This is a genomic window from Neobacillus driksii, from assembly GCF_013409995.1.
In the GTDB taxonomy this organism is placed as follows: Bacteria; Bacillota; Bacilli; order Bacillales; family Cytobacillaceae; genus Neobacillus; species Neobacillus driksii.
On sequence record NZ_JACCBX010000009.1, the window covers coordinates 96,776 to 123,147 of the forward strand.

At 38.9% G+C, this 26,372-nt stretch carries 23 protein-coding genes and 2 pseudogenes; all 25 read left to right on the forward strand.

The window, feature by feature from the left end; all coding sequences use genetic code 11:
- Window positions 1-25: 25 nt before the first annotated feature.
- A pseudogene (locus F4694_RS32980) lies at window positions 26-139 on the forward strand (aspartyl-phosphate phosphatase Spo0E family protein); the annotation flags it as partial.
- Window positions 140-373: 234 nt separating this feature from the next.
- Window positions 374-1,951 carry a phytoene desaturase family protein gene (locus F4694_RS20175; protein ID WP_179601271.1) on the forward strand — a complete coding sequence of 526 codons (1,578 nt, stop codon included), beginning with the start codon at window positions 374-376 and terminating at the stop codon, window positions 1,949-1,951.
- A 357-nt stretch (window positions 1,952-2,308) separates the two neighbouring features.
- Window positions 2,309-2,878 (forward strand): CBO0543 family protein, encoded by a 570-nt coding sequence (locus tag F4694_RS20180; protein ID WP_179601273.1) that lies wholly within the window; start codon window positions 2,309-2,311, stop codon window positions 2,876-2,878.
- Window positions 2,879-3,317: 439 nt separating this feature from the next.
- Window positions 3,318-4,520, forward strand: a complete 1,203-nt coding sequence (locus tag F4694_RS20185) for an acyl-CoA dehydrogenase family protein (protein WP_179601275.1) — start codon at window positions 3,318-3,320, stop codon at window positions 4,518-4,520.
- A 23-nt stretch (window positions 4,521-4,543) separates the two neighbouring features.
- A complete protein-coding gene (locus tag F4694_RS20190; RefSeq protein WP_179601277.1) occupies window positions 4,544-5,521 on the forward strand; it encodes a catechol 2,3-dioxygenase in 978 nt (325 codons plus the stop codon).
- Between the two features lie 153 nt (window positions 5,522-5,674).
- Window positions 5,675-6,493 (forward strand): alpha/beta fold hydrolase, encoded by an 819-nt coding sequence (locus F4694_RS20195; RefSeq protein ID WP_179601279.1) that lies wholly within the window; start codon window positions 5,675-5,677, stop codon window positions 6,491-6,493.
- Window positions 6,494-6,843: 350 nt separating this feature from the next.
- A complete protein-coding gene (locus F4694_RS20200; protein WP_179601281.1) occupies window positions 6,844-7,311 on the forward strand; it encodes a flavin reductase family protein in 468 nt (155 codons plus the stop codon).
- 96 nt (window positions 7,312-7,407) lie between these two features.
- A pseudogene (locus tag F4694_RS32345) lies at window positions 7,408-7,845 on the forward strand (adenylyltransferase/cytidyltransferase family protein); the annotation flags it as partial.
- Window positions 7,846-8,148: 303 nt separating this feature from the next.
- The gene (locus F4694_RS20210; RefSeq protein WP_179601588.1) at window positions 8,149-8,940 is read left to right on the forward strand and encodes a 2-keto-4-pentenoate hydratase; all 792 of its coding nucleotides are present in this window, start codon (window positions 8,149-8,151) and stop codon (window positions 8,938-8,940) included.
- A 591-nt stretch (window positions 8,941-9,531) separates the two neighbouring features.
- Window positions 9,532-10,269 (forward strand): GntR family transcriptional regulator, encoded by a 738-nt coding sequence (locus F4694_RS20215; RefSeq protein ID WP_257029324.1) that lies wholly within the window; start codon window positions 9,532-9,534, stop codon window positions 10,267-10,269.
- Between the two features lie 83 nt (window positions 10,270-10,352).
- A complete protein-coding gene (locus F4694_RS20220; protein ID WP_179601283.1) occupies window positions 10,353-11,195 on the forward strand; it encodes a fructoselysine 6-kinase in 843 nt (280 codons plus the stop codon).
- 111 nt (window positions 11,196-11,306) lie between these two features.
- Window positions 11,307-12,602 (forward strand): ABC transporter substrate-binding protein, encoded by a 1,296-nt coding sequence (locus tag F4694_RS20225; protein ID WP_179601285.1) that lies wholly within the window; start codon window positions 11,307-11,309, stop codon window positions 12,600-12,602.
- A gap of 77 nt (window positions 12,603-12,679) precedes the next feature.
- On the forward strand, window positions 12,680-13,567 hold the full coding sequence (locus F4694_RS20230; protein ID WP_179601287.1) for a carbohydrate ABC transporter permease: 888 nt from the start codon (window positions 12,680-12,682) through the stop codon (window positions 13,565-13,567).
- A 4-nt stretch (window positions 13,568-13,571) separates the two neighbouring features.
- Window positions 13,572-14,474 carry a carbohydrate ABC transporter permease gene (locus F4694_RS20235; RefSeq protein ID WP_257029325.1) on the forward strand — a complete coding sequence of 301 codons (903 nt, stop codon included), beginning with the start codon at window positions 13,572-13,574 and terminating at the stop codon, window positions 14,472-14,474.
- 173 nt (window positions 14,475-14,647) lie between these two features.
- Window positions 14,648-15,472 (forward strand): TIM barrel protein, encoded by an 825-nt coding sequence (locus F4694_RS20240; protein WP_179601289.1) that lies wholly within the window; start codon window positions 14,648-14,650, stop codon window positions 15,470-15,472.
- 47 nt (window positions 15,473-15,519) lie between these two features.
- Window positions 15,520-16,032 (forward strand): MFS transporter, encoded by a 513-nt coding sequence (locus F4694_RS20245; protein WP_179601291.1) that lies wholly within the window; start codon window positions 15,520-15,522, stop codon window positions 16,030-16,032.
- A gap of 8 nt (window positions 16,033-16,040) precedes the next feature.
- Entirely contained in the window at window positions 16,041-16,742 is a 702-nt protein-coding gene (locus F4694_RS20250) for an MFS transporter (protein WP_374757440.1), read from the forward strand.
- A gap of 13 nt (window positions 16,743-16,755) precedes the next feature.
- Window positions 16,756-17,721: an SIS domain-containing protein gene (locus tag F4694_RS20255; RefSeq protein WP_179601293.1), complete on the forward strand. Its 966-nt coding sequence runs from the start codon at window positions 16,756-16,758 to the stop codon at window positions 17,719-17,721.
- Window positions 17,722-17,796: 75 nt separating this feature from the next.
- Window positions 17,797-18,810: an SIS domain-containing protein gene (locus tag F4694_RS20260; RefSeq protein ID WP_179601294.1), complete on the forward strand. Its 1,014-nt coding sequence runs from the start codon at window positions 17,797-17,799 to the stop codon at window positions 18,808-18,810.
- An 11-nt stretch (window positions 18,811-18,821) separates the two neighbouring features.
- Entirely contained in the window at window positions 18,822-19,835 is a 1,014-nt protein-coding gene (locus tag F4694_RS20265; RefSeq protein ID WP_179601296.1) for an SIS domain-containing protein, read from the forward strand.
- 483 nt (window positions 19,836-20,318) lie between these two features.
- Window positions 20,319-20,900 (forward strand): hypothetical protein, encoded by a 582-nt coding sequence (locus F4694_RS20270; protein WP_179601298.1) that lies wholly within the window; start codon window positions 20,319-20,321, stop codon window positions 20,898-20,900.
- A 291-nt stretch (window positions 20,901-21,191) separates the two neighbouring features.
- Window positions 21,192-23,075: a helix-turn-helix domain-containing protein gene (locus F4694_RS20275; protein WP_179601300.1), complete on the forward strand. Its 1,884-nt coding sequence runs from the start codon at window positions 21,192-21,194 to the stop codon at window positions 23,073-23,075.
- Between the two features lie 238 nt (window positions 23,076-23,313).
- The gene (locus tag F4694_RS20280) at window positions 23,314-24,825 is read left to right on the forward strand and encodes a 4-hydroxyphenylacetate 3-hydroxylase family protein (RefSeq protein ID WP_179601302.1); all 1,512 of its coding nucleotides are present in this window, start codon (window positions 23,314-23,316) and stop codon (window positions 24,823-24,825) included.
- A 19-nt stretch (window positions 24,826-24,844) separates the two neighbouring features.
- Complete coding sequence (locus tag F4694_RS20285; protein ID WP_179601304.1) at window positions 24,845-25,327, forward strand: flavin reductase family protein; 483 nt, start codon at window positions 24,845-24,847, stop codon at window positions 25,325-25,327.
- A 38-nt stretch (window positions 25,328-25,365) separates the two neighbouring features.
- Window positions 25,366-26,355 carry a catechol 2,3-dioxygenase gene (locus tag F4694_RS20290; protein WP_179601306.1) on the forward strand — a complete coding sequence of 330 codons (990 nt, stop codon included), beginning with the start codon at window positions 25,366-25,368 and terminating at the stop codon, window positions 26,353-26,355.
- Window positions 26,356-26,372: the final 17 nt, after the last annotated feature.

The window sequence follows — 26,372 nt, forward strand, 5'->3', positions numbered from 1 at the left end:
ATGATTGAATTAGCAAAAAAATACTAGTTTGAAAAGTGAAGAGACAATAAAATGTAGTCAGTGTCTTGATATATTAATTAATCAACATATGAAGTATTCTACAAATAAAGACATAAATACACTTATTAATGCTTCATGAGAACTTTAAAATTAGTCAGGAGTTTCTTGACTTTCAAGAATTTGAGTTGTAGATTGAGTTGCCAATAGCAGCTCTTTTTTCTTTTTAATTTAATGAAAGATTACTTAAAATTTTGAAAGGCTTCCCTTAATGGTAGAGACGTCCTAAATTATTTTTTTAATGTCCTACATTTAGTACTTATTATCTAAAAACCATAATATTCTTTTACGTAGATATCGTAAAAGGAGAGATATGATGGATCAATTTGATGTAATTATGATTGGCAGCGGCCATAATGCGTTAATCACGGCTGCCTATTTAACACGGGCAGGAAGAAGTGTATTAGTTTTAGAAAAAAATGACCGTCCGGGAGGATTTCTGCGCACAGAAGAGCTGACACTGCCAGGTTTCAAACATGATGTCTATGCTGCTGCTCATCCGCTTTTTACAACCGGACCAGCGTATGCAGATTTAAAAGAGGACTTAGAAGCGCGCGGGCTACGCTATTTAAATACAAACCTGCCGACGGGTGTTTCGATGGAAGACGGACGTACAGCGGTCCTTCCTTCTTCTTTTGAGGAGCTCATTGCTGAGGCCGAACTGTTGGCACCTGGTGACGGTACAGCCCTGGCAGGAATGTTTGAACAGCTGAATCCTTATGTAAACGATGTTTTTGGGTTATTTAACATGGATCTTTCCAGCCCGGAAGCTGCGCCTATCATCCAGCGTTTACTTCATCACGAGGGCGGCGTGGGTTATTCACCAATTGCAGCATCGCTTGTTTCAACAGCCCGTAATACGGTAAGTTCGCTTCAGTCACCAGTGACGAGGGCGATGCTTGCTTCTTGGGTTACTCACCTTGGCCGCACACCAGATGAGGTGGGAAGTGGAATTTGGGTGCCGCTCACCGTGATGGCATTGATGGGCGGCGGAATGCCAACACCGGAGGGCGGGAGTGAGAAGTTAGTTCATGCATTAGCTCAGCTTATTAAGGACAAAGGCGGGGAAATTCTAACAGAGACTCAGGTCGAGCGGATTTTAGTGGAAAATGGCAGAGCAGTTGGCATAAGGACCTCAAAAGGGAAAAAATATCGTGCTAAACAGGCGGTTGTCGCCTCAACCACACCTGACCAGCTGTATCTCTCGCTACTAGCCGATACCGAAATATCACCACCACTGCGTGCGCAAGCAAAACAGTATCGATACGGCAGAGGCTGTGTGCAAATACATTTAGCTCTGAGTGAGCCGCCAAACTGGCCGGATAAGCGATTTAACCGTGTCGGTCAGCCACATCTAACAAATGGGCTAGACGGATTTACCTTAGCGATTGCCCAAGGAGCAGCTAATCTGCTTCCGTCAAACCCAACCTTTACCGTTGACTGTTCAACAAATCTTGATCCTACGCGGGCACCTGTAGGAAAGGCCATCATGCGTATTCAAGTCTTAGAAGTGCCTATCAGGCCAAGAGGGGATGCTGCAAATCTCATCGATGTGGGGGATGGGAGATGGTCGCGTGATTTGACAGAGCGTTTTACAGAACGCGTGCTAAACGTGGTCAGCAAGCACATACCAAACATCCCAAGCGCGATTATCGGCAAATACGTAGTCACACCAGACACCATTGCTAAATATAACCCGAATGCTGGTCCGGGAGATCCGTATGGCGGTGCACATGATTTAGGTCAGAGTTATCTTTTGAGACCATTACCAGGGCAGCCGGGCCATCAGACTGCAATTCCAAATGTGTACATGCTCGGGGCCGCAACTTGGCCTGGACATGGGATTAATGGAGGATCGGGTTATATAGTGGCTCAGAAACTATTAACACAATAAGACAGATTAACTTATGGAATAAAATCCAGAGAAATTTACTTCGTACACAAAATGGCATCACACTTTTTCTAGCAATCAATATTTTAAAAGCAAAAGGGAAAATTCGGATTTAACTATAGGGTCTTGTCTATTGATAAGGGTTCCGTTTTTCGAGAGCTTTCTTAATAAATGCACTCACGAATTGACGTATGAATTGGCATACGTCTTTTCGTTATTTATTATGGTTTAGCGGATTTTCATTAACTTTGACCTACACTTCATTCTAGCCCCTGTTTTTGTTAAGAAACTCCATTACATAATTTAATGCTTAATTGTAAAAAACTATATTACTACTATGTTATCGGAGGTGTATTGAAATTGGCATTTGAGAAGGGGCTCGCTCAATCAGAAAGAGCATATAATCAGTTAAATGAGGTCAGTTCCTTATTTGCAAAAATAGTGAGGGAAGAATTTTTCACAACATGGCAATGGTGGTTTGGTCTCGCACTATTTATTGTTCCATGGATTGTTTGGTTTAGACTTAGGAAGAAAGATAGCACGGGACGGCTCCTTTTAGGCGGCCTGCTCACTATTATATTATCACTTACAATAGATCTTGCTGCCCTATCTTTAGGGCTCTGGTCATATCCTATGGTAATTATCCCTCTAGCACCTTTTCTATTTTTGCCCTATCACTTTTCTTTAGCACCAGTTGCAGTAATGTTAGCGCTACAAATTAAACCAAAAATGAATCCCTTGTTAAAGGGTATCATATTTTCTTCAATTGCGGCATTTGGAGGAATGAATTTCTTTAATGCCATCGACTTCTACAACCCTAAGGACTGGTCTACTCTATATGATTTTATTATTTTTTTAACTTTTTACTTTGCAGCTTATTCGGTTACAAAGATTGAGAACTATTCTAAATTCGATAAGGGAAAAGACTGAAAATGTATCAGGATTTAACAGGGTAAATAAATAAGTTCATCTAATTAAGATACTCGCCAATCATTTTGGCGAGTTTTGCTTTTGTATTTACCAATAACCATGTCAAAACGACAACCATTTTGGCACTTATTTTTAGAAAATCACCTCAATACCGGCCTCCCTACATTTAATGGACACGGCTTTTTCTTCGTTAATAAGAAAATTGGTCGTTTGATTCTTCTTTTTACCATAACAATTTAGCTTACATACTTTCTTTAAAAATAGACTTTCGCATTCCAATTAACTATAGAAAGAAAATATTTAATAGTAAATGTGTTAAAAACAATCTAAATTCAATATTTTCCGTATGTATATTTAAAATATTCGAAATATTATAATTCAAATCAGAAGCAGATGTTTTATAAGATTTGAAAACGTTTACTTAAGAGGAGGAAGGTATATGGCAGTTAATCTTTTAGAAGTTAAAAAGACTCCTAACAAAGAGGAACTTCTTAAAAGGGCAAAAGAGGTTGGATTATTGGCTGAAAAATACGCTTTAAAGGCGGATCAAGATTCAAAGCTTCCAGATGAAGTGATAGAAAAAATTAAAGAAGCTGGTTTTCATAAGCTAATGCGACCGAAAGCTTATGGTGGTCAATATTTGGATTACTTTACGTTTGGTGAAATCATCCGGACAATCGCCAATCATAGTGTCGCTGCTGCATGGTTAAGTTACTTCTTTGTGATTCATGAAACCTGGGTTGCGTTTTTGCCAAAAGAAAGCCGTGATGAATTATACAATCATGGTGGATTAATGGCCGACGTTTTTGCTCCTGTCGGGAAAGTAACAGATGATGGCGAAGGCTATCGCCTTTCAGGTCAATGGAACTTCTGCAGTGGAGTGCTTTGGAGTGATTGGATTGGTTTAGGCGCAATTGCCAAGTTAAAGGATGGCACAGAGCCGGAATATTGCATGTTTATCTTGAATAAGGAGGAAGCGGAAATTATCCATAACTGGGATGCCATGGGCTTGCGAGGCTCAGGAAGTAACGCGGTAAAAGTTGACAACGTTTACATACCACCGAATCACATTTTCCATGCCACGCGTGTCATTAACGGTGCTGCTGCCGTAGATGGCAATTTTGAACAGGACTATCAAATTTTCAATGTCCCCTATATCCCTTGGTTTTTAATGGGTTTCCAATTTATTCAGATTGGCGGGGTTGAACGGTTGATTCAAATTTTCCAAGAAAAAACAGAAAACAGGATTCGTATTTTCAATAATAATGCAAATGAAAAAGAGGCAGGCAGCAGCCAGCGAGTACTGGCAGAATTAAAACTACAATTAAGTGCTTTAAAAGGCTTAGCAAATGAATATTGCGAGAAGTTAACGTATTACGAGCAAAATGGCATGACAACATTAGATGAAGAAGAACGTGAAAAATTGTTTGGGATCCGTGGGCATATAGCGAAAACGACTTCCGAGATGGCACTACGTATTTTACTCACGTTAGGAGGGAACTCCGTATTTAAAGGTCAGCCTACTGAATTATTTGTACGTGACCTTATGACAGCGGCTTCTCATCCGACGCACCATTACGAAGATGCAATGGCTTCATACGGCAAGTCAATCTTTGGATTTAAAGGAAACCCAATTTGGTAATTAAAACACTGGAGGGAATGGATATGATAAAAGAACCTATTTTTGATGTCGCACATTTGGCACATATTGAAATTTATAGTCCGAAAGTAGAAGAATCAGTTTGGTTTTTTAAAGAAATTTTAGGGATGGAAGAATCGCACCGACAAGGTAATTCGGTTTATATGCGTGCTTACGAGGATTTTTATCATCATACATTGATCATTACCGAAAATGAGGAAGCGGGTCTTGGGCATGTTGCCTGGCGTGCCACTTCTCCGCAAGCGCTAGAGCGTCGTGTACGAGAAATTGAAGCGACAGGTTATGGACTAGGGTGGATTGAAGGCGATGTTGGACATGGACCAGCGTATCAATTTACAACACCAGATGGTCATAAAATGGAAATTCTTTGGGAGGTTGACTATTTCAAACCGACTGAAGAGCAAGCAACACCGCTTCTGAATCGTCCGCAAAAACGTCCATGTCGCGGTGTACCCGTACGTCGCTTAGACCATGTGAATGTACTCGCGAAGGAAACAAATAAAAACGTTGAGTTTTTAGAAAATGCACTTGGATTTAAAGTGCGCGAACGTATTCTTAATAATGATAATACAGATGTTGCCGCATGGTTAAGTTCAAACTCATTAGTACATGAAGTTGCCATTATGGGAGACGCGTTAGCTGAAAAGGGAAGATTGCACCATATTTGCTACTGGTATGGGTACCCTCAACATTTAATGGATGTCAGTGAATTATTGGTGGAGCACGGCTATAAAATTGAAGCCGGTCCCGGAAAACACGGTGTTTCGCAGGCTTACTTCCTATATGTAATCGAACCTGGGGGCAATCGTGTTGAATTATTCGGAGACACAGGTTATCAAATTTTTGATCCAGCCTGGAAAACGGTTGAATGGAAAGGGAAAGATTTAGAGCATGCAATTATTTGGTACGGCTCTAACTTACCACAAGAGTTCTTTGAATATGGAACACCGGTGAGGAAAAAGGAAGCTGCACCTATAAAATAATCGTTGGTGCAGAGTTGAAGGTGAGTTTTTTGATTTGGGAAACATGGACTCCCCACTAACGTACAAGCTCACAATGAATGGAAACAAAAAAGCGAGAGGAAGCTTTCCATAGTTTCCTCTATCTTTTTTAATAGATGGAAGGAGTAATGCGTAATGACGATTCAATCAAAATATATGGATGTTAGTGGGATTAACACACACTATCATGAACAAGGAACAGGTGCAGAAAAAATTATTTTAATACATGGTTCAGGACCTGGTGTATCTGCCTTCGCAAACTGGCGCTTAATTATCCCGCGATTAAGTGAATCCTACCATGTATTTGCACCAGATATTATTGGTTTTGGTAAGACAGATAAACTCCCCAATCACCAATATACTGTTGAATTATGGGTACAACATTTAATTAGTTTTATAGAATCTGTGTCTGATGAGCCTGTGCACTTAGTCGGTAACTCGATGGGCGGTGCATTAGCACTCCATGTTGCCTATCAAAGACCGGATCTTGTGAAAAAATTAATATTAATGGGCAGTGTCGGCATCAAGCACGAAATTTCAGAAGGGTTAGAACGTGTTTGGGGATACGAGCCAAGTTTGCAATCTATGCGCGAATTAATAGAATTATTTTCTTACGATGAAAGAGCAGCGAAAAATGAAGAATTAGTCCGTCTCCGCTATGAAGCTAGTATGGAACCTGAGGTGAAAGAGGCATTTTCAGCGATGTTCCCAGCACCTCGCCAACAAAAACTAGACGAATTGGCATTAAGTGATGAACAAATCCAAAGCATTAACCTGCAAACACTATTATTCCATGGCTTGAATGATAGAGTGATTCCGATTAAAGATACAAGCTACCGTCTTATAGAATTGCTTCCACATGCAGAACTACACGTATTTAATGAGTGCGGACATTGGACACAAATCGAAAAAACCGAGCCGTTCGTGGAGAATATTTTAAGATTTATTAAATGATGGATTTAAAAATTTCACTCGCAAAGTATAATTTCTATCTACTATTATTAAGGCTCTGTTAAAACTGAATGTTGATTTCACTGTGTTTAGAAATAAGCGGAGAATTTCCGTTTATATTGGGAAATACTCATATTTCCTTAAAAATAGGCGGAGTTTTTCCGCTTATTGTATTCAAATCCTTGGATTTTGTCTTATTTAAAGCAGTTAACCGGAATATCTCCGCTTATATCTGCTTCTAAAGCCTCCTTTATATACAATAGCCGGAAATTCTCCGCCTATCAACCCTACACGAAAATCAACAATAAATAATAATAGCGTTATTATTAAAAAAATCTTAGGAGGCAACAGTGATGGATGATCATCAGTTTCGAACGGCAATGGGAAAATTCGCAACAGGGGTAACCGTGATTACCACAGAACTTGATGGAGATATACATGGGATGACGGCAAATGCCTTCATGTCTGTATCCCTTGATCCCAAGCTTGTTGTGATTTCAATTGGAGAAAAAGCGAAAATTTTAAATAAAATTAAGGACAGCAAGATCTTTACCGTAAACATTTTGGCTGCGGATCAACAAGACCTATCGATGATTTTTGCGGGACAAATCAAGGAACCACGTGAAGTTGTTTTTGATCGTCTAGATGGGAAACCCGCGTTAGCAGGTGCGTGTGCACAGGTGGCTTGCGAAGTATCTACGGCCCATGTTGAAGGAGATCATACGTTGTTTATTGGAAAAGTAACCGATATTCATCTTGAAGAAAAGGAACCTCTTGTTTTCGTTAACGGGAAATATCGTGAACTGGCTGGTATAAGCTGACTTTATCATTGGAACATGAAAGGTGACTGCATGAAAACTATCTATTTAAATAAGGAGAATTTGGCTGCTTATCAGGTCTTGGCAAGCTCAAATGTTATGGCAATTGGATGTTTTGACGGTCTCCATCGTGGGCATGTAAAAGTGATTCACTCCGCATTGCAGGAAGCAAAAGAACGAAACGTACCATTTTCAGTCATGAGTTTCTTTCCTCACCCGAAAACAGTCATCGAGGGGAAGACGTATTTTCAATATTTAATGCCGCAGTCTGAAAAAGAAAAAAGGCTGTGTGAACTAGGTGTTGATATTTTTTACCTTGTAGAGTTTGATAAAGACTTTGCCGGGTTGTCACCTCAAGCATTTGTTCAAGAATACCTCATCAAATTGGGTGTTATTCATGCAGTAGCGGGATATGACTTTTCTTATGGCAGCCGCGGTTCAGGGAATATGGAAACATTGAAACATAATTCCGGGGGGCGAATAGAAGTAACTACGGTTGAAAAGGTCGAGTACAAAGGGAAAAAAATCAGTTCGACTCGTATCAGACAACAACTGTTAGAAGGGAATGTCGAGGAACTGCGCAATCTTATCGGGCACTCTTACGAATTAACATGTGTATACAGTGAATGTGTTTTAACACCTGATTCGAACTTTACACTTCCTGCTCCTGGACACTATGAAGTTACATTGAAAAATAATCGAAACTCTTTGCGAACCGAAGTGGTTGTAAACGAGAAAAGCGTAATGCTTACGAGTAATAAGCAGATTCCATCATGGCTTGAAGGAAAGTTGACCATAGTCTGGAATCGGCAGATAAAGGATCAACGGGGGAGGTATTTTATGAATATACAAGAAACGAATCAAGTGCATGAAGCCTATCAGCATTTACTTCAAGCAGAAAAAAACAAAAAGTCGGTTGCACCGCTTACGGATTTGTATCCTGGTATCACCATTCATGATGCATACCGAATTCAAATGCAAAGTATTGATCAGAAGGTTAAGGACGGACAAAATGTAGTCGGGAAGAAAATCGGGTTAACTTCGTTTGCGATGCAAAAACTATTAGGAGTGGACCAGCCTGATTACGGTCATTTATTAGATAGTATGGAAGTTCCGAATGGCGGTACTATTCCAATGGATGCCCTTTTTAACCCTAAGGTAGAGGGCGAACTTGCTTTTGTATTGAAAAAGGATTTAATCGGGCGAGCTACTACAGTAGAAGATGTACTAGAAGCAACCGAATATATTGTTCCATCTATAGAAATTGTTGACAGCCGCATTACCGATTGGAAAATTAAATTAGAAGATACAGTGGCAGATAATGCTTCTTGTGGACTTTTCGCTCTTGGAAGTAAAAGGTTGGATCCAAATGGAATGGATTTAACGAAAATTGAATTGAGTCTTTATAAAAATAGAGAGCTCATGAATAAAGGGACAGGAGCGGATGTATTAGGTCATCCAGCAACATGTGTTGCATGGCTGGCAAATATGCTGGCAGACTACGATGTTACGTTAAAAGCTGGGGAGGTCATTTTATCTGGAGCCCTATCTGCGGCTGTTGCGGCTCAAAAGGGAGATGTCTTTACAGCTGAGTTTAGCGAGTTAGGAAAAGTTGAGGTATCTTTTGGTTAAGTGACGTATGGTTACTATTAATATAGATAAAAGAATTTTAATTGCTCACAAATGCTTTTTGTGAGTATTTTTTGTTTAGAAAGGGTTTTGAAACGCCAGAGTAACTGTTCTTATGGTTTAATTATGATAACACTAAGTAATTTGGTGTATTACAACAGAGATTAGTCATTTCCAATATATTTAAATGTGTAAATATGTGTTATCGTGAGATCAATGACTTCTAGGATAAATTTCTCTTGGGTTTCTTTGAAGTCATAAAAGGCAATAGGGTAAAACCTTAGTGTTATTATTTTATATAATATAATTTTCAAAAAAAATATTTTAAAAATTTAAGTTGAAACTTATTGACAAGTCTGAATATTTAAATTAATCTAAATACATCAAATATACTTTCCTTGATTTTATCAATCAGACTTTGAAAACGCTTTATTTCCAGGTTTATAGGTATACTATTCATCTCTTTCATTTGTGTTTTTATAGTTTAAATCAATCTTAAATGGTATATACCATATGGTGATTGAGATTTGATTTTGGTAAAATAATACACAAGTGAATGATAAGTTTTATAGAAATCATTAGGAGAAATGGAAGATGAATAGAATGATAAGAGATGAGGAGACAGTCCCTTTTTATAAACAATTAAGAAATAAAATACTCGAAGATATTGAGAGCGGCAGGCTCAAGCACGGGGATAAGCTGCCATCTGAAAGGGAAATGGCCGAGCAGTATAAAATCAGCCGTATGACGGCCAGGCACACCCTGTCGGTATTAGAAAGAGAAGGGGTAGTTGAACGGCGAGTTGGCGCAGGTACTTTCATTACTAATAACAAAATTACCATGGACTTTGTTACCTTTAACAGTTTTACAAAAAACATGTTAAATAAAGGATTAACTCCCAGTACACAAATATTATCTATAAATGAGATGGAAACAACACACAAACTAGCACAAAAACTTCTTTTGTCCCAGGGAGAGATAGTAATAGCCCTTAAACGTCTGCGTTTTGTGAATGAGACCCCTATTTCTATTGAAGAATCGTTTATTCCAAAAAAATACAGCCCAGGTCTATCAAAAATAATAAAGGATAATGACTCGTTATATGAAATTTTAGAAAAAGAATATGGAGTCGTCCTTGTAAAGGGTACTGAATTTATGCAGGTTACTTTTTCTGATGAGACTGAAAGCAAACTGTTAAGAATTCGATCTGAGAGTCCATGTATTTTTCAGGAAACCGTAGCATTTGATAAAAATAATAAAGAAATTGAATTCTCCACCTCATTAACAAGAAGTGACATTGTTAAATTTTATTCTGAAACAAATCTGAAATAATATTTATTTCAGATTTAGATAAAATGGTATATACCAAATTATAGAAAATGGTATATACCAAATTTAAAAATAGGAGGGAAATAATGAGGGTAATTGGAGTTGGCGATAATGTAGTAGATAAATATTTGTATAAAAAAACGATGTACCCAGGCGGGAATGCCTTAAACTTTGCCGTTTATGCAAAGCAGTTCGGGATTGATTCAGCCTATATGGGTGTGTTCGGAAATGACCGTGCAGCAGAACATATAGTGGAGACGTTAAAAAAGTTGGAAGTAGATATTTCTCATTGCCGTCACTACGAGGGTGAAAATGGATTTGCAGCAGTAGATTTAGTGGATGGTGACAGAGTTTTTATTGGGGGGAATGAGGGGGGAATTCAAAAGGACAATCCGCTTGTTTTGACCCAGGAAGACCTGGAATATATTAAAACCTTTGAAATTGCCCATAGCAGCATCTATAGTGATATGGATTCAGAGTTACATAAGTTAAAAGAATTGGGGCTAATGGTGTCTTATGATTTTTCTAGCGATTATAACGATGCCCTGTTAAAAAAGAATTGTCAATATATTGATGTTAGTCTTTTATCCTGCGGTCAGTTGGATGAAGAGGAAGTAGAAAATCTATTAAAACAGGTTTATTCCTATGGCAGCAAATTGGTGATAGGGACAATGGGTTCAAGAGGTGCTCTTGTTTATGACGGCTCAGCCTATTACCGGCAAAAGCCGCACTTTATACAGCCTGTGGATACACTTGGTGCTGGGGATTCCTTTTTTACAAAGTTTATTCTGCATTATCTTGCAGGGAAAAAGGATAATCCAGAGGGAGATCACGCTCTCCTCCTAATAAGCAGCTTAGAAGAAGGGGCAAAGTTCGCAGCGAAAACCTGCCTGGTTGATGGTGCTTTCGGTTACGGTATCCCATTTTAATTTCCTTTTACTAGAGGAAAAGAAATTTTAAATATAAATATCCGGGGGTGGAGTAATTACTAGAATTTTTTTATCAAACATTCTTTGAAAAAAATAAGGAGGGTTAATGGAATGAAATTAAAAGCAAAACTTTTGTTAGTGGCAATGTGGGTACTTACTCTTTTAGTAGCTGGATGTTCGAGCTCTTCATCCACTAATGAAGAAGAATCTGGAAAAGTTGTGTTAAAGTTTTTGCATAAGTGGCCTCAACCAGAATTTGCTCCCTATTTTGAAGAAGTGGTAAAAGAATTTGAGAAACAAAACCCTGATATAAAGATTAAAATGGAAGCGATTGCAGATGAACCAATTAAAGATAAGCTACGTGTCATTCTAGGCGGAAATGAAGTTCCGGATATTATGTTTTCTTGGTCCGGAGAATTCTCTCGAAAATTTGTCCGAGCCGATGCAGCCTTGGAATTAACACCTTACCTGAATGAAGATGCAGCATGGAAGGATAGCTTTATCCCTGCTTCTCTTCAGCCATTCTCGTCAGATGGTAAAAATTACGGTATTCCATTACGATTTAACGGGAAATTCTTTATCTACAACAAGGAAATCTTTGAAAAATATAACCTCGAAGCCCCTAAAACGTGGGATGAATTTTTGGATGTTTTGGAAACGTTGAAAAAGGGCGGCGAAACTCCGATTATTCTCGGAAATCAAAGCCCATGGGCAGCGATACACTATTTAACAGGCTTGAACCAAAAGATGGTTTCACAGGATGTAAGAATGAAAGACTATAATCCTGGTTCTGGAGAATTTACTGATCCTGGTTATGTTAAGGCAATGGAAATGTTCGCAGATTTAATTAAAAAAGGATATTTTATGAAAGATGCTAACTCTAGTTCCCATGATATGGCAAAGCAATTATTTTTTGCAGGAAAAGGGGCTATATTCTATGTAGAGTTAGAGGAATTCGCGGATGCGGATAAAAATATGAAAGGGAATTGGGGCTTCTTCCCTATGCCGTCCATTGAAGATGGCAATGGCAGCCAAAACTATATTACAGGTGCGCCAGATGGATTTATCGTTTCTTCCAAAACTAAATACCCTGAAGAAGCGATTAAATTCTTAAAATTCCTCACAAGCAAAGAAAGTGCTTTAAAACTTGTAGAACAAATTGGCTGGCCGAGCCCTATTGATGGGGCAACAAACCCAGACACTGCTTTAAAAGAAGTAGCAGAAGGTGTAGATTTCATGAAACAAGCCGAAGGTATGGCAGAATGGCTTGATACAGATGTACACGCAAAAGTAGCAGATGTGTATTTAACAAATATCCAGTTGCTTCTCGATGGATCGAAATCTCCTGATGCCATTATTAAAGAGGTTCAAGATGTAGCGAAGCAGGTACAAAGTGAACTGGAATAACAAAAGGGGAAGACAATAAATGAAAGAGAAAGGGTAGGCGGGACAGCCTGCTTACCCCCTCTAAGGAGGGAGAAGGTATGACAAGAACATTTCGAAATAGACGCACTGCATTACTGTATATATTACCAGCACTATTTCTAATCCTATCTTTGGTATTTCTTCCGATTGTGTTAAATCTTTATAATAGTTTATTTAGATGGAATTCCTTTGATGCAGGAAGAACATTTGTTGGTTTGGAGTATTACATTAGGCTGTTTAAGGATCCTGTATTTTATACTGCGTTGAAAAACAATTCTCTCTACGCCATTATTTCGCTAGTGTTTCAAGTAGGCGGCGGGTTAATTATTGCCGCGATTTTAGAAGATAAATTGATTAGAAGGTTTCAGCCATTTTTTCGAACAGTCTTCTTTATTCCCTCTGTTATTTCCATAGCTGTAGTAGGCTTATTATGGCAGTTACTTTATAATCCAGAAGTAGGTTTAGTCAATGGTGCATTGAAAGCCATTGGGCAGGCGGAATGGGCTCGTTCCTGGCTAGGAGATAGTGAGGTTGCGATTTACGCAGTGGTTGCAGTTTCACAATGGCAGTACACAGGGTATATGGCTATGCTTTTTTTGATAGCTATGCAAAAAATTCCGTTTGAATATTATGAAGCAGCCATGATTGATGGAGCTTCTCGGATAAAAACATTTTTTAATATTACTGTACCGCAGATCAAAGAAATGCTTTTAGTTGGATCTGTAATTACTGTTATTGGTGCGTTCAAGGTATTTGATGAAGTGTATATTATGACTTCCGGGGGACCAGGCCGGTCTACGGAAGTTTTAGGGACCATGCTTTATCGATCTGCTTTCCGGAACGATGAGATGGGATATGCCTCCACCATAGGAACGGTTGTTTTCGTCATCACTCTGACCCTTTCCTTAGTCCAATTAAAATTAGGAAAATCGGGACAGGAGGTGTAATAGAATGACTGCAAAGAGTAACCCGATTGTTAAAACAGATAATGTCACGGAATTTAGACCGGGCAGCCCTAAACTTAGCATGACGATAAAGAATCGAATCTTCCAAAGTGCTGTCCTAGTATGGTTTAGTATTTTTGCATTGGTTATCATTTACCCTATCATATGGCTCGGACTGAGCGGACTAAAATCAAATAGTGATTTTTTCCTTAACACATGGTCTCTTCCAGAAGAATGGTTTTGGAGAAATTACAAAGCCGCTTGGGATGCAGGAATAGGACAGTTTTTCTTAAACAGCGTTTACGTAACGGTTGTCTCGGTCATTACGGTCTTATTGCTGGGATCAATGGCTGCCTATGGATTAAGCCGGTTTCAGTTTAAAGGTCAGAACCTGGTATTAATTCTAATCTTAAGTGGCTTGATGCTTGCCCCGCAAGTGAGCTTAATTCCTCTATATAAATTATTGCAGGGGTTTGGGCTTTACAATACGTATTGGGCATTAGTTCTACCTTATGTAGCGTTTCAATTACCTTTTTCGATCTTTTTAATGCGATCTTACTTCTTATCGATTCCAAGGGAGTTAGAGGAGTCCGCGATTATCGATGGATGTAATACATGGAAGGTCTACCGTCATATTATTATTCCAATGGGGAAACCGATTATTGCTTCCTGTGCACTATTAACAGGAATGAATGTCTGGAATGAGTTTATGTTTGCATTAGTCTTTGTAGAGGACTCCAGCCTCCGAACCATTCCTGTTGGACTTATGAATTTAAGGAGTCAGTTGAATACGAATTTCGGAATTCAGTTGGCTGGTTTGGCAATCTCTGCTCTGCCAATGATTATTGCTTATATCATCTTCCAAAAACAATTTGTTCGCGGTTTAACAGCGGGCAGTGTAAAGGGGTAATAGCAACCGCAAGATTAGAGGGAACTGAATAGGAAAGCATGCTTACCTTCCTATTCGTTCTTGCAATCTTTTATCACTAATGGCAATTTAAATGGTATATACCGATTCACTTGCAATATAAATGGTATATACCATACTGATGATGAAATTATTTTTTTAAAAGGAGGAATCCAATGCGAAGTATCAAGAGGTCTCAAATCACAGGGATGAACTTTCATTACTTACACTACCCTTTAGAATGTTTTTTGGATGCTATGGTGAAGTATCAGGTACAACAAATTGAATTATGGGGAGCAGCACCACACTTATATGTTGAGGATTTAACTATTTCGGAAATCAGCAATATTAAAAGAGAGATCGATCAGAGGGAGTTGAAAGTAGTCTGCTTTACTCCAGAACAGTGCATGTACCCTATTAATCTTGCGGCAAAGGAAAAGAACCTCCGCGAAAGGAGTATTGCATATTTTAAAAAGTCAATCGATACAGCGGTGGAATTGGAAACACCTATGGTATTAGTAACAGCCGGCTGGGGGTATCGTAACGAAAGCAGGGAAGAAGCCTGGAATAGAACAAAAGATTCGATCGAGCAGCTAACTGAAAAAAAGGGTATTGTTTTAGCGTTAGAGCCTTTACAAAAAATTGAATCCAACCTGATTAATACGTTACCAGACCTGAAAGAAATGCTAAATTCCATATCTTCACCTTTTTTAAAAGGTATGGTGGATACCATCCCACTTGCGGTGGAAGGTGAGAATTTAGCGGATTATTTTGAACAACTGCAGGATGATTTGATTCATATTCACTTTATTGACGGCAATCCAACAGGACATTTGGCGTGGGGAGATGGCAGCCTGCCATTGGACGACTATATTAACACCCTTGTTAAATATCAATATATTGGGGCGCTCACCTTAGAATTTACTTCTTCACAATATTTATTAGACCCAAATAAAGCATTTGAAGCTACTCTAAAAACCCTGTCACCATATTTCATGTAATGGCTGGTTGTTCTTAATTGGAAGCCTGATATAAGGGGTTTTTACTGATGTCATTTTGGAGAAATTATCCAAGAAATTTTAAAGTTTTACTTATTGCACTGTTCATTAATTCAACAGGAATGGCTTTTCTTTGGCCACTTCACACCATTTATATTACCCAAAGCATGGGCAGGACGTTATCAGAGGCTGGTTTTGTCTTAATGTTTCATTCCGCAGCTGAAATTTTTGGCAGCTTCCTTGGCGGATATTTGTACGATCGGATTCGTGGGAAACGAACACTGCTCTTTGGAGTCATATCATCGGCTTTACTGATTTTCTTTATATCAATTGGCCTGCCATGGCCCATCTATATCGTGGCGATGTTTCTCCTTGGACTTGGTATTGGAACCATATTTCCACCTATCTATGCACTTGCAGGTATTGTGTGGAAGAAAGGCGGGAGAAAAAGCTTTAACCTAATTTATCTTGTTCTTAATCTTGGCGTAGCAATAGGGACAGCGTTAAAGGTGGAACCGTTGCCCAATTTTCGTTCCAATATGTCTTTTGGGCCAACGGAATAACCTATCTCATCTTTATTTTTGTGATCTGGTTCGGATTGAAAGAGCCAGAGCAAGTTCATGAATTAACGAATAGGAAAGGTCCGGTCAATAAGCTAAAAATTGAAAGGCGATATACCCCAAGCTTTTATTCTTTACTCATTCTTTGTTTAGGCTTTATGTTTTGCTGGGTCACCTATATTCAATGGCAAACCAGTATTTCAACCTATATGCATCTGCTAGGTTTTTCCTTGTCAGCTTATAGTACTTTGTGGACTATTAACGGCCTGCTCATTCTATGTGGCCAGCCATTGATTCAATGGCTGATGGCCAGATTAAATATAACAATGATGGTACAGCTATTATGTGGTGTCATCATGTTTATGCTTACCTTCGCGGTACTTGCGAATAGTCAAGCATATGGAGGATTTGTAACAGCAATGGTGATTATTACGATAGGTGAAATTCTTATATTTCCAGCAGTTCCAGCCATTGCGGACCGTTTAGCCCCAAATGATAAAAGTGGTATGTATCAAGGTTTGGTCAGTGGAGCAGCCAATGCGGGCAGAACAATTGGCCCTTTGTTAGGCGGTTTATTTTATGATGGGTTTGGTCCATCTGTACTCTTGTATTCTTGTATTTTCATATGTGGATTTGCCATCATTTGTTTTGGAACATACCAAAGGCTCCTAAATACACACCATGAAACTGAAACGGTGAAGTTCAACAAATAAAAGGAGGATTAAAATGTTAGTAGATGTACAAAAAGCATTAAATGCTTTCAAGCAACGAGATATTTCCAGAGTCTTTTTAGTGGCATGCGGCGGTTCATCATCTCTTATGTACTCCAGCAAATATGTGCTAGATCGAGAGAGTGAAAACATAGATTCTTATCTTTATAGTTCTAACGAGTTTCTTTATCGAAATCCGAAAAAACTTAATGAGAAATCATTAGTTATTTTATGCTCACACTTTGGAAAAACGCCAGAAACAGTGGAAGCCGCCCTTTATGCTCGTGACAAAGGAGCTCTAACGGTTGGGTTAACGTTTGATGGTGACTCACCATTAGCCAAAGCAGTTGAACATGTGATTGTCTATGATGACCGAGAGTCAGCTAGTTATTTGAATGAGTCTTCCGCTATCATGCTGGAACTGGTTTTTGGGCTCTTAGCTGCCAAAGATGGAAACGGGAAGTTCATGGACCTGATTTCTTCTTTAGAAGATCTAAGATCTTTAATAGATATAGAAAAGGCGAAGTTTTTACCCCAGGCCCAAGAATTAGCAAAATCCTATAAAGATGAAAAAGTAATTTACACGATGGGAAGTGGTGCTAATTACGGAATTGCATATTGGTTTGCGATCTGTATTTTGATGGAGATGCAATGGATCCACTCCCATGCGATCCATGCAGGTGAGTATTTCCACGGTCCGTTCGAAGTTTTAGATAAGAACGTTCCATTTATTGTTCTACTAGGGTTAGATGAAACCCGCCCATTAGAAGAACGCTCACTAGAATTCACACAAAATTATGGGGAAAGAGTCATTGTCCTTGATGCCAAAGCTCTTAATCTGACAACTATTGCTGACAGTGTAAAAGGATACATCGCACCGTTTGCATTACAAGCTCTTCTCCGCCAATTCGCAGACGAACTGGCAAAAGAGCGCAACCACCCACTTAGTACCAGAAGATACATGTGGAAAGTGCCTTATTAATAGGAAGAAATGCAATTAAAATAATTTTCGATTGGTGCCTAGCACCGAAAATACAAACTTAGGAGGCTGGAAATTATGTTGAAGTTTGATCGCGATTTGTTCTTGAAAATTGTCGGGAAGGAATCTTTGGAGAAGAGAGGGGAAATTGAGAGGGCTGTTGATGAGGTTTCCGCTAAGGGGTTTAAAAATATTTTCTTGATTGGCTCCGGCGGTACGGTTGCGATGATGTATCCATTTGAGTACATCTTAAAATCTAATTCTTCTCTCGAGGTTCATGCTGTGATTGCGGCGGAATTAATGGTAATGAATCATCGCCATCTTTCTAAGGATTCTGTTTGTATATTTGCCAGCGTAACCGGTACAACTCAGGAAACGGTAGCAGCAGCACAATACTGTAAGGATAAGGGGGCAACGACCATTGGATTTGTGGCTAAACCAGATACTCCATTGGCGCAAACTGTTGATCACTGCATCCTGGCTCCTGATGAAAAGCACTCATTTGATACCTTCTTTGTTTACTTACAGCTGCTGACATTCCGGTTTATCCATAATCATGATGAATTCCCGCAATATGATCAATTTGCAGAACAAATTGCCAATTTACCTGAAGGTATGGTTCAGGCAATGGAAGCATTCGATTCTCATGCTGAACAATTTGCAATTAAGCATAAAGATACGGATTACCACATGCTAGTAGGTGCAGGGAACCTATGGGGGAACACGTACTCCTACGCAATGTGTATTTTAGAGGAAATGCAATGGATTAAATCTAAATCGATTCATGCAGCTGAATTTTTCCACGGTACACTCGAATTAGTGGAAGAAGATACAAGTGTTATTCTTTTTAAGGGGGAAGATGAAACACGCACGTTAGTGGATCGCGTTGAACGATTTGCTGAAACAATTACAAAGGAACTTTTTATTCTGGATACAAAGGATTATGAACTAGAAGGTATTAGCGAGGAGTTTCGAAAGCATCTTGCTATTAACCTGAATTGGGCTTTAACCGGCCGTATCAGCGTGTACCTTGAGCGTGAGCGGAATCATCCATTAGAACTTAGAAGATATTATCGTAAAATGGCATATTAAGGAGGTTAGGGATGTTAAATTTTGATGCTGAGAGGTTTTTAAGAATACAAAATGGTGCAGTAGCTTTAAAGGATGAGCTTGATCAGGTGATAGATGCTGTCTTCGAAAAAGGCTTGGAAAATGTATTTTTTGTAGGTACAGGCGGGGCGGCGATTCTCATGTTTCCGGCTGAATTTATCTTAAAAAACCACTCCACCTTACCTGTTTATACTGAAATCTCGTCTGAGCTAATGTTGATGGATCACCAGCACCTCGGTGAGCGTTCTTTAGTGATTTTGCCTTCACTATCTGGTACGACAAAAGAAACGGTTGAAGCTGCGAAATTTTGTAAAGAAAAAGGAGCAACAACCATTAGTTTAGTAGCACATGCCAACACTCCATTAGCTAATTTAACAGATTATACGCTTGTAAACTATGCAGCAGATGATACCTCTTGTGAATCGTTTTATATCCAGTCTTATTTAATCGCGTTTCGATTAATGTATAAGCGGAATGAATTCCCTCAGTATCATCAATTTACTGAAGAAATGAAAAAACTTCCTGAGGCTCTATTAAATGTAAAAAAAGCAACGGAGCAGCGTGCTGCAGCATTTGCCCAAAAACATAAGTATACTCCTTACCACATTCTTTCTGGAACAGGTATTGATTGGGGTCAGACCTATTATTATGGAATGTGTATCTTAGAAGAAATGCAATGGATTAAAACTAGACCAGTACATGCATCAGATTTTTTCCATGGGACGCTAGAATTGGTTGAACATGATACCAGTATTATTCTATTAAAAGGTGAAGATCGTTCACGCGCGCTTACCGAAAGAGTCGAACACTTTGCGGACCATTACACAAATGAATTAACGGTTTTTGATACGAAGGATTATGAATTTACTGGAATTTCAGAAGAGTTAAGACGCTTTATCTCCCCAATCGTACTTGCGACCTTACTAGAAAGAGTAAGTTGTCATTTAGAAACACAACGGAATCATCCACTGACAACCAGAAGGTATTATAAAAAAGTTCCATTCTAGTTGAAACAATGCAATAAAAGGCCTGACTAGCACCTACCCGCTAGTCAGGCCTTTTTCCACGCAAAACTTTCGATTGTCTCCTTTAAGAACCGCACGTTAAAAGATGGGGAAGTCATTCTATCTGGCGCCGTATCTGCAGCTGCTACAGCTCAAAAGGGAGATGTCTTTACAGCAGAGTTTAGCCAGTTAGGAATAGTGGAGGTTTCTTTGGGTTAAGTGAGCCAGGGGGACGGTTCTGGTGGTTCAATTACTATTACAATTCTTCAAAAAACCTTTAGTACGGAAAAAATGTTTTAATATTTGATTGCACATAATTTATATTGTGTTAACTATTGGAATTTCATTGCACGTGGGTAAAAGGACTTTTGCTTTGTGGTCCACTATGAGATAGGTAAAAAACGAAACCAAATCTGTTTTGATTCGTAGGTATTCATAATAGCGTCTCTACCTATCGGGGTGGCCACCTTAGAAACGGGGGATTAGATGAAATTATTGCTTAGTGTTATTCTCTTATTGATCATTGTGTATCAAAGCTTTAGGTTTGTTCAACTCTTGATAAAAATGAAACAAAATATTTTCCTGCCAACAACGAATGAGGAATTGTTAACAATTAGGAAATATCCTCAGAAAGCAGTTGTTGAACTGGCCTATTCTAAACATAAAGTTGGAATTATAGTATATTTTTTTATGCTTATATACTTAGTGGTGATGCTTATGATCGGGGTAGTAAATAAAAATATGGATTGGTCATTTTACTTGTTGTTATTCCTCCCCTTAATCTATTCACATAATCTATTAAACGTATTTGCAATCGTTAATGGTGGCGTGCTGAGTGGAAGTCGTTTTGTTGCTTGGCGGACAATAAAATCATTTGATATTATCCCCATTGATGCAAATCATAGGCTTTATGGCTATTCAAAAGAGATCAACAACGGATATGAATTGAAAATTAAGACAAAACTCTTTCCGATAAGCTGTATCATTACTTCAGAAGAAACAAAAGAGAAGTTGACCAATATTCTAAGTAAACATGCAATGGCAAATGGAAAAGAGATCATAAAATAGAATTGTAATTGCTCACAAATGATTTTTGTGAGTATTTTTTCGTTTTAAAAACGCCTGAGGGACGATTCTGGTGTTCAAATATGATTAACACTGTTCAAAAAAACCATTAGAACCGTCCCTAAGGTTTTTAGAAGTATATTGTTAGTATTTGAAAGCCTTTTCATATATTGAATCCTTCAGTATAATAAAAACTATTAATCTTCTTAAAAAGCATAAGTCAATATTCTTTCATTCACTCGCAGGTAAGATTTACTTTGTTCTTAACGAAATAAGAAATAAAGGAGCAATGGAATGAAAACACTAAAACTAAATGACTTATTACATATTCGCCAAGAGAATGAGTTATGGTATGCAAACAATGAACGATCTGTTTTTGTTTCAACAAGGGCATTTGGGGCGATGCAACGAGATTTAATTCAGAATATTGGCATTAATCGGATGAAAACCTTTTTCTTTAAGTATGGCTATCAATTGGGAGTTGAAGATGCTGAAGAGGTAGCAAAAAGAGACTCTCTGAGTTCACTTGAAAAGATCGAATATGGTCCGATCATTCATGCATTAAAAGGACATGCGAAATCCCGCATTACTGAAAAGGATTTTGAAGTGGATGGAAACCAAATTGTATCGTTTCGTTTTAAAGGAATTTGGGAAAATTCTTTTGAAGCTGAACAACATCTTCAAAATTTTGGAATAAGCCAAGGCCCGGTTTGTTATACGTTAACTGGTTATGCCACGGGATATGTTACTCGTGTGGTTGGAGTGGACGTCTTTTTCAAAGAATTGCAATGTCAGGGACAAGGGGCACCGTGCTGTGTATGGGAAGGGCGACTTGTTTCAGAATGGAAGGAAGAGTCGGAGGAATTCTTTTCTTATAGTAAAGAACTGCCGATTTTAAAGGAACTGGAGCAAACAAACGAAAAGCTAATGCTGGAAAGAAATAATCTCGCACTTGTGTCGAAAACGTATAATGAGATGACCAATAAACTAATCGAAGGCAATAGCATCGAATCGATTCTCGATATTTTACATAAGCAAAATCACGTGCCAATAGTCGTGGAGGATAGTCGTCAAAATGTTATAGCCTATAAAGGCATTACCCTAGAAGAATTTGAATCTATTAAAGATACATTTTCTGAGATTCCAGATAAAAAACAATTCCATTCTAAGGTGAGTATTTTTTCTTTTGAAAAGGGGATTAGTCTGAAGACTCCGATTTATCTCTTAGGCAAGATTGTAGGGTATTGCTCTTTTCTATACGAAAGAGAGTTAACCCCGAATTATGAGATTGACTCGATGATTGTTGATCGCTTAGCGTCGATTTGCTCGCTTTTGTTTTTAAAGGAAAAAACAGAAGTAGAATCAATGGAACAAGTGAAAGGTCATTTTCTAGAAGAAATAATGAGTAGGAAATATACGCAGCAAGAAATAATGAGAAAAGCGGATTTTATTCAGTTAGATTTATCCGATCACTATCATATTGTGGCATTGAACTACAAGTTTTTAAATTCATATGATGAAAAGGAATTCACACTTCATAAAAAAACATTTGAAACGGTGTCTGCTTACTTACGTGAAGAAGAAAACCTCAATGTGTTAATCGGGCAGCGGCCTGACACATTACTTCTCCTGATTACGGAAAAACAAGTCAGTCAGGAAAACTTGGAGAAAAAGATTCGGACTTTAGTAATATTTTTAAAGAAGCAAATAAAAAATGCTCTATTCTTAGCAGGAATAAGCTCGCAAAACAGTAACATCCTGGAAGCTGGAGCTGCAATGGAAGAAGCTTGTTCCGCAGTGCGCCTTTCTTCCAGGGATGAACCGATTACATTTTTTAGTGAATTAGGCGTGCTTGGAATCTTAATCAATGACCAAAATGAACAAGCCATCAAGAAAATGATCCGAGAACAACTTGGTGTTCTGTATAAGAATCTTGATAAGAATAAGCTAGAGTTGATTGAAACACTCTACCATTTTCTTGAGCAAGGCGGAAACTTGGATCAAACAGCGGAATCACTAGCACTTTCTAAAAGCGGACTTCGTTACCGCCTCAACAAAATTACCGACCTTCTTGATCGTGACTTACGAGATCCACAAAGACAATTTCAATTGATGATGGCGTTAAAAGCATTGAAAATTGTTGAGTATGAAAGAATCAAAAAAATTCAAGCAGAGTAAATGGATTGATTCGAAAACAAAAAAACATAAAACCTATTCTTCTATCTATTTGCCAGATTTCTCACAGTAGTGGGGGGTCTGGCTTTTTTTACGTAACTGACACGAAGTGGCAGTATTTACTATGTTTTCTGTCATCTTGTGTTATTGTTAAGAATTTTCAGATAAATTATCATAAAACTAGTGATGAACAAATCAGTCACAATAAAAATAGTAAAATTTTAAGAATGGAGTTGAAGAAATGTACACAGGTAAAGAATATTTGGAAAGTCTCAATGACGGCAGGGCAGTTTATTTAAACGGAGAAAAAATTAAAGATGTCACAACACATCCCGCTTATCGGAATGCTGCTCGTTCCTATGCAAGAATGTACGATGCTCTTCATGATCCAGCGACACGTGATATCTTAACAACCACAAGCGAATATGGCGACAGAACACATAAATATTTCAAAACTCCTACTAGCGCTCAGGATTTGTTAGAGGCAAGAGATGCCATTGCTCATTGGGCAAAGCTAAGCTATGGATTTATGGGACGTACCCCGGATTATAAAGCTTCTTTTACTGGTCACCTAAATGCGTTTGGTCATTTTTATGAAGGTTTCGAAGACAATGCGAAAGCTTGGTACAAAAAATCAACAAAGGAAGTACCATTCATTAATCATACAATTATTAATCCGCAGGTGGATCGCTCAAAACCATTACACGAGAATAAAGATGTCTTTGTTCGTGCGGTTGCGGAGCGTGATGACGGCATTATTGTAAGCGGTGCCAAAATGGTAGGAACAGCTTCTGCATTGACTCATTATAACTTTGTTGCGAACTATGGACCGAAAGATTTAGGCGGCGGCGATGATAGTCATGCACTGATCTTCTTTGTTCCTATGAATGCGGAAGGCCTTAGCATGATTAGTCGCCAATCCTACGAATTACATGCTGCCAAGAACGGGACTCCCTTTGATTATCCGTTATCCAGCCGCTTTGACGAAAATGACGCAGTGATTGTGCTCGATAACGTATTCATCCCTTGGGAAAATGTGTTGGCATATCGAAATATTGAGGTGTCGAATAACTTCGCAAAAGTAAGCGGTTTCATTCCGCGCTATACCTTCCATGGCTGTACTCGTCTCGCCGTAAAATTAGATTTTATGACGGGGCTGCTATTGAAAGCAACAGAAGGAGCAGGAACGAAAGATTTCCGTGGGGTTCAGGCAAAAATTGGCGAAGTCGTTGCATTACGAAATATGTTCTGGGGCCTTTCTACCGCAATGGCAACGGATCCTGAAAAAGGGCCCAATGGATTAGTGATTCCAAACTCTTATTCAAGTTCAGCTTATCGCGCATTAGCTCCATTGGCTTGGGTGAAAGTGAAAAATATTTTTGAGCAAGTCGTAGCTGGCGGTTTAATTCAATTGCCTTCAAGTTCAAAAGATTTCCTCAATGAAGATTTAAAACCTTATTTGGACACCTATTACCGCGGTACAGGGATTGGCGCTGAAGAACGCGTGAAATTATTAAAAATGGTTTGGGATACGATCGGTACAGAGTTTGGCGGCCGTCATGAACTATATGAAGTCAACTATGGTGGAAACCATGAAAACATAAATATGGAAGCATTATTCCATTATGAGGCAACAGGTGCTGCCGATCAGCAAAAAGCATTCGTCGATTCTGCATTAAGCGATTATGACCTTAAGGGCTGGACAAACAAAACATGGGCAGAGGCAGCAGAAAAAGAAAGGGTTATCAAATAGTTTTATAGGAGGAACCAGAATGGATGATCGTCATTTTCGCCAGGCTATGGGGAAATTCGCTACGGGTGTCACTGTCATTACGACTGAAGTAGAAGGAGAGGTTCACGGCATGACGGCTAATGCCTTCATGTCGGTCTCTCTTGATCCAAATCTAGTGGTGATTTCCATCGGAGAAAGAGCGCAAATGCTTGAAAAAATCAAGAGCAGTAAAAAGTTTGCTGTCAATATTTTATCAGGAGAGCAGAAAGAATACTCAATGCTCTTTGCAGGTCAGATAAAAGAAAAAAGAGAAATCGATTTCGATAATCTTGCTGGACTGCCAGTCTTAGCAGGAGCCATCGCACAGGTAGCATGCGAAGTGGTAAATGAACATATCGAAGGAGACCATACCTTATTTATCGGAAAGGTCCTCGATATTAAGCTTGAAGAGGGAGAGCCGCTCATGTTCTTTAATGGTCAATATCGCTCTTTATCGTCTGAAGTGAGTCTCACAAATAAGTAGTCTATTTCAATCAAAAAATATCTAATAGGAGGATTACCATGACTTCTTACCAGGAACCAATTTTTGATGTAGCACAGCTTGCCCACGTGGAACTACTTTCTCCGAAGCTTGAACAATCAGTTGAATTTTTTACAAGATTTTTAGGAATGGAAGTAGCCGCTCGTTCTGAAAAATCCGTTTACCTTCGTGCTTACGAGGATTTCTATCACAATACGTTAATCATTACAAAATCCGAACAAGCGGGAGTAGGCCATGTGGCTTGGCGTGCTACTTCTCCGCAAGCGCTAGAGCGACGTGTAGCGGAAATTGAAAAGACAGGATTCGGCAAAGGCTGGATTGATGGTGATATCGGACATGGAAGGGCCTACCAATTTACAAATCCTGATAGTCATTTAATGGAAATTCTTTGGGACGTTGAATATTACCATGTAGAAGAAGGACAAAGATCAAAACTATTAAATCGACCATCCAAACGCCCAGATCGTGGCGTGCCCGTTCGCCGCTTGGATCATATCAATCTCATGACTTCGAATCCAGGAGCCGATACAGACTTTATGCTCGATACTCTCGGTTTTAGATTAAGAGAGCAAATCCAAGATAATGGTCATGTGCTAGGGAGCTGGATTAGTGTTTCTAATCTTGTTCATGAAATTGCTTATATGCAAGAGCCTAACGGAGTAAAAGGAAAGCTGCATCATCTTTGCTACTGGTATGGAATTCCTCAAAATCTTTATGATGTGGCAGATTTGCTTAAAGATCATGGTATTAAAATTGAAGTTCCACCGAACAAGCATGGAGTCAGCCAAGCGTTCTGTATGTATGTGATTGAACCAGGCGGAAACCGCATTGAATTATTCGGAGATGCAGGATATATCATCACGGACCCAGCATGGAAGCCGGTGGTTTGGGATATGAAGGACGTTCCTGGCAATGGCGACACTTGGATTGGAACCGAATTCCCACAATCATGGTGGACGCAGGGAACACCGCTCACACCTGTGAAAACAGAGGAAGTCATGAAGTCCTAATAGATTTATATGTGAAG

What these genes read in the sequence shown, in the direction of transcription:
- F4694_RS20175 (WP_179601271.1), top strand. Translation starts at nt 374, where the DNA reads ATGGATCAATTTGATGTAATTATGATTGGCAGCGGCCATAATGCGTTA.
- F4694_RS20185 (WP_179601275.1), top strand. Translation starts at nt 3,318, where the DNA reads ATGGCAGTTAATCTTTTAGAAGTTAAAAAGACTCCTAACAAAGAGGAA.
- F4694_RS20190 (WP_179601277.1), top strand. Translation starts at nt 4,544, where the DNA reads ATGATAAAAGAACCTATTTTTGATGTCGCACATTTGGCACATATTGAA.
- F4694_RS20195 (WP_179601279.1), top strand. Translation starts at nt 5,675, where the DNA reads ATGACGATTCAATCAAAATATATGGATGTTAGTGGGATTAACACACAC.
- F4694_RS20200 (WP_179601281.1), top strand. Translation starts at nt 6,844, where the DNA reads ATGGATGATCATCAGTTTCGAACGGCAATGGGAAAATTCGCAACAGGG.
- F4694_RS20210 (WP_179601588.1), top strand. Translation starts at nt 8,149, where the DNA reads ATGAATATACAAGAAACGAATCAAGTGCATGAAGCCTATCAGCATTTA.
- F4694_RS20215 (WP_257029324.1), top strand. Translation starts at nt 9,532, where the DNA reads ATGAATAGAATGATAAGAGATGAGGAGACAGTCCCTTTTTATAAACAA.
- F4694_RS20220 (WP_179601283.1), top strand. Translation starts at nt 10,353, where the DNA reads ATGAGGGTAATTGGAGTTGGCGATAATGTAGTAGATAAATATTTGTAT.
- F4694_RS20225 (WP_179601285.1), top strand. Translation starts at nt 11,307, where the DNA reads ATGAAATTAAAAGCAAAACTTTTGTTAGTGGCAATGTGGGTACTTACT.
- F4694_RS20230 (WP_179601287.1), top strand. Translation starts at nt 12,680, where the DNA reads ATGACAAGAACATTTCGAAATAGACGCACTGCATTACTGTATATATTA.
- F4694_RS20235 (WP_257029325.1), top strand. Translation starts at nt 13,572, where the DNA reads ATGACTGCAAAGAGTAACCCGATTGTTAAAACAGATAATGTCACGGAA.
- F4694_RS20240 (WP_179601289.1), top strand. Translation starts at nt 14,648, where the DNA reads ATGCGAAGTATCAAGAGGTCTCAAATCACAGGGATGAACTTTCATTAC.
- F4694_RS20245 (WP_179601291.1), top strand. Translation starts at nt 15,520, where the DNA reads ATGTCATTTTGGAGAAATTATCCAAGAAATTTTAAAGTTTTACTTATT.
- F4694_RS20255 (WP_179601293.1), top strand. Translation starts at nt 16,756, where the DNA reads ATGTTAGTAGATGTACAAAAAGCATTAAATGCTTTCAAGCAACGAGAT.
- F4694_RS20260 (WP_179601294.1), top strand. Translation starts at nt 17,797, where the DNA reads ATGTTGAAGTTTGATCGCGATTTGTTCTTGAAAATTGTCGGGAAGGAA.
- F4694_RS20265 (WP_179601296.1), top strand. Translation starts at nt 18,822, where the DNA reads ATGTTAAATTTTGATGCTGAGAGGTTTTTAAGAATACAAAATGGTGCA.
- F4694_RS20270 (WP_179601298.1), top strand. Translation starts at nt 20,319, where the DNA reads ATGAAATTATTGCTTAGTGTTATTCTCTTATTGATCATTGTGTATCAA.
- F4694_RS20275 (WP_179601300.1), top strand. Translation starts at nt 21,192, where the DNA reads ATGAAAACACTAAAACTAAATGACTTATTACATATTCGCCAAGAGAAT.
- F4694_RS20280 (WP_179601302.1), top strand. Translation starts at nt 23,314, where the DNA reads ATGTACACAGGTAAAGAATATTTGGAAAGTCTCAATGACGGCAGGGCA.
- F4694_RS20285 (WP_179601304.1), top strand. Translation starts at nt 24,845, where the DNA reads ATGGATGATCGTCATTTTCGCCAGGCTATGGGGAAATTCGCTACGGGT.
- F4694_RS20290 (WP_179601306.1), top strand. Translation starts at nt 25,366, where the DNA reads ATGACTTCTTACCAGGAACCAATTTTTGATGTAGCACAGCTTGCCCAC.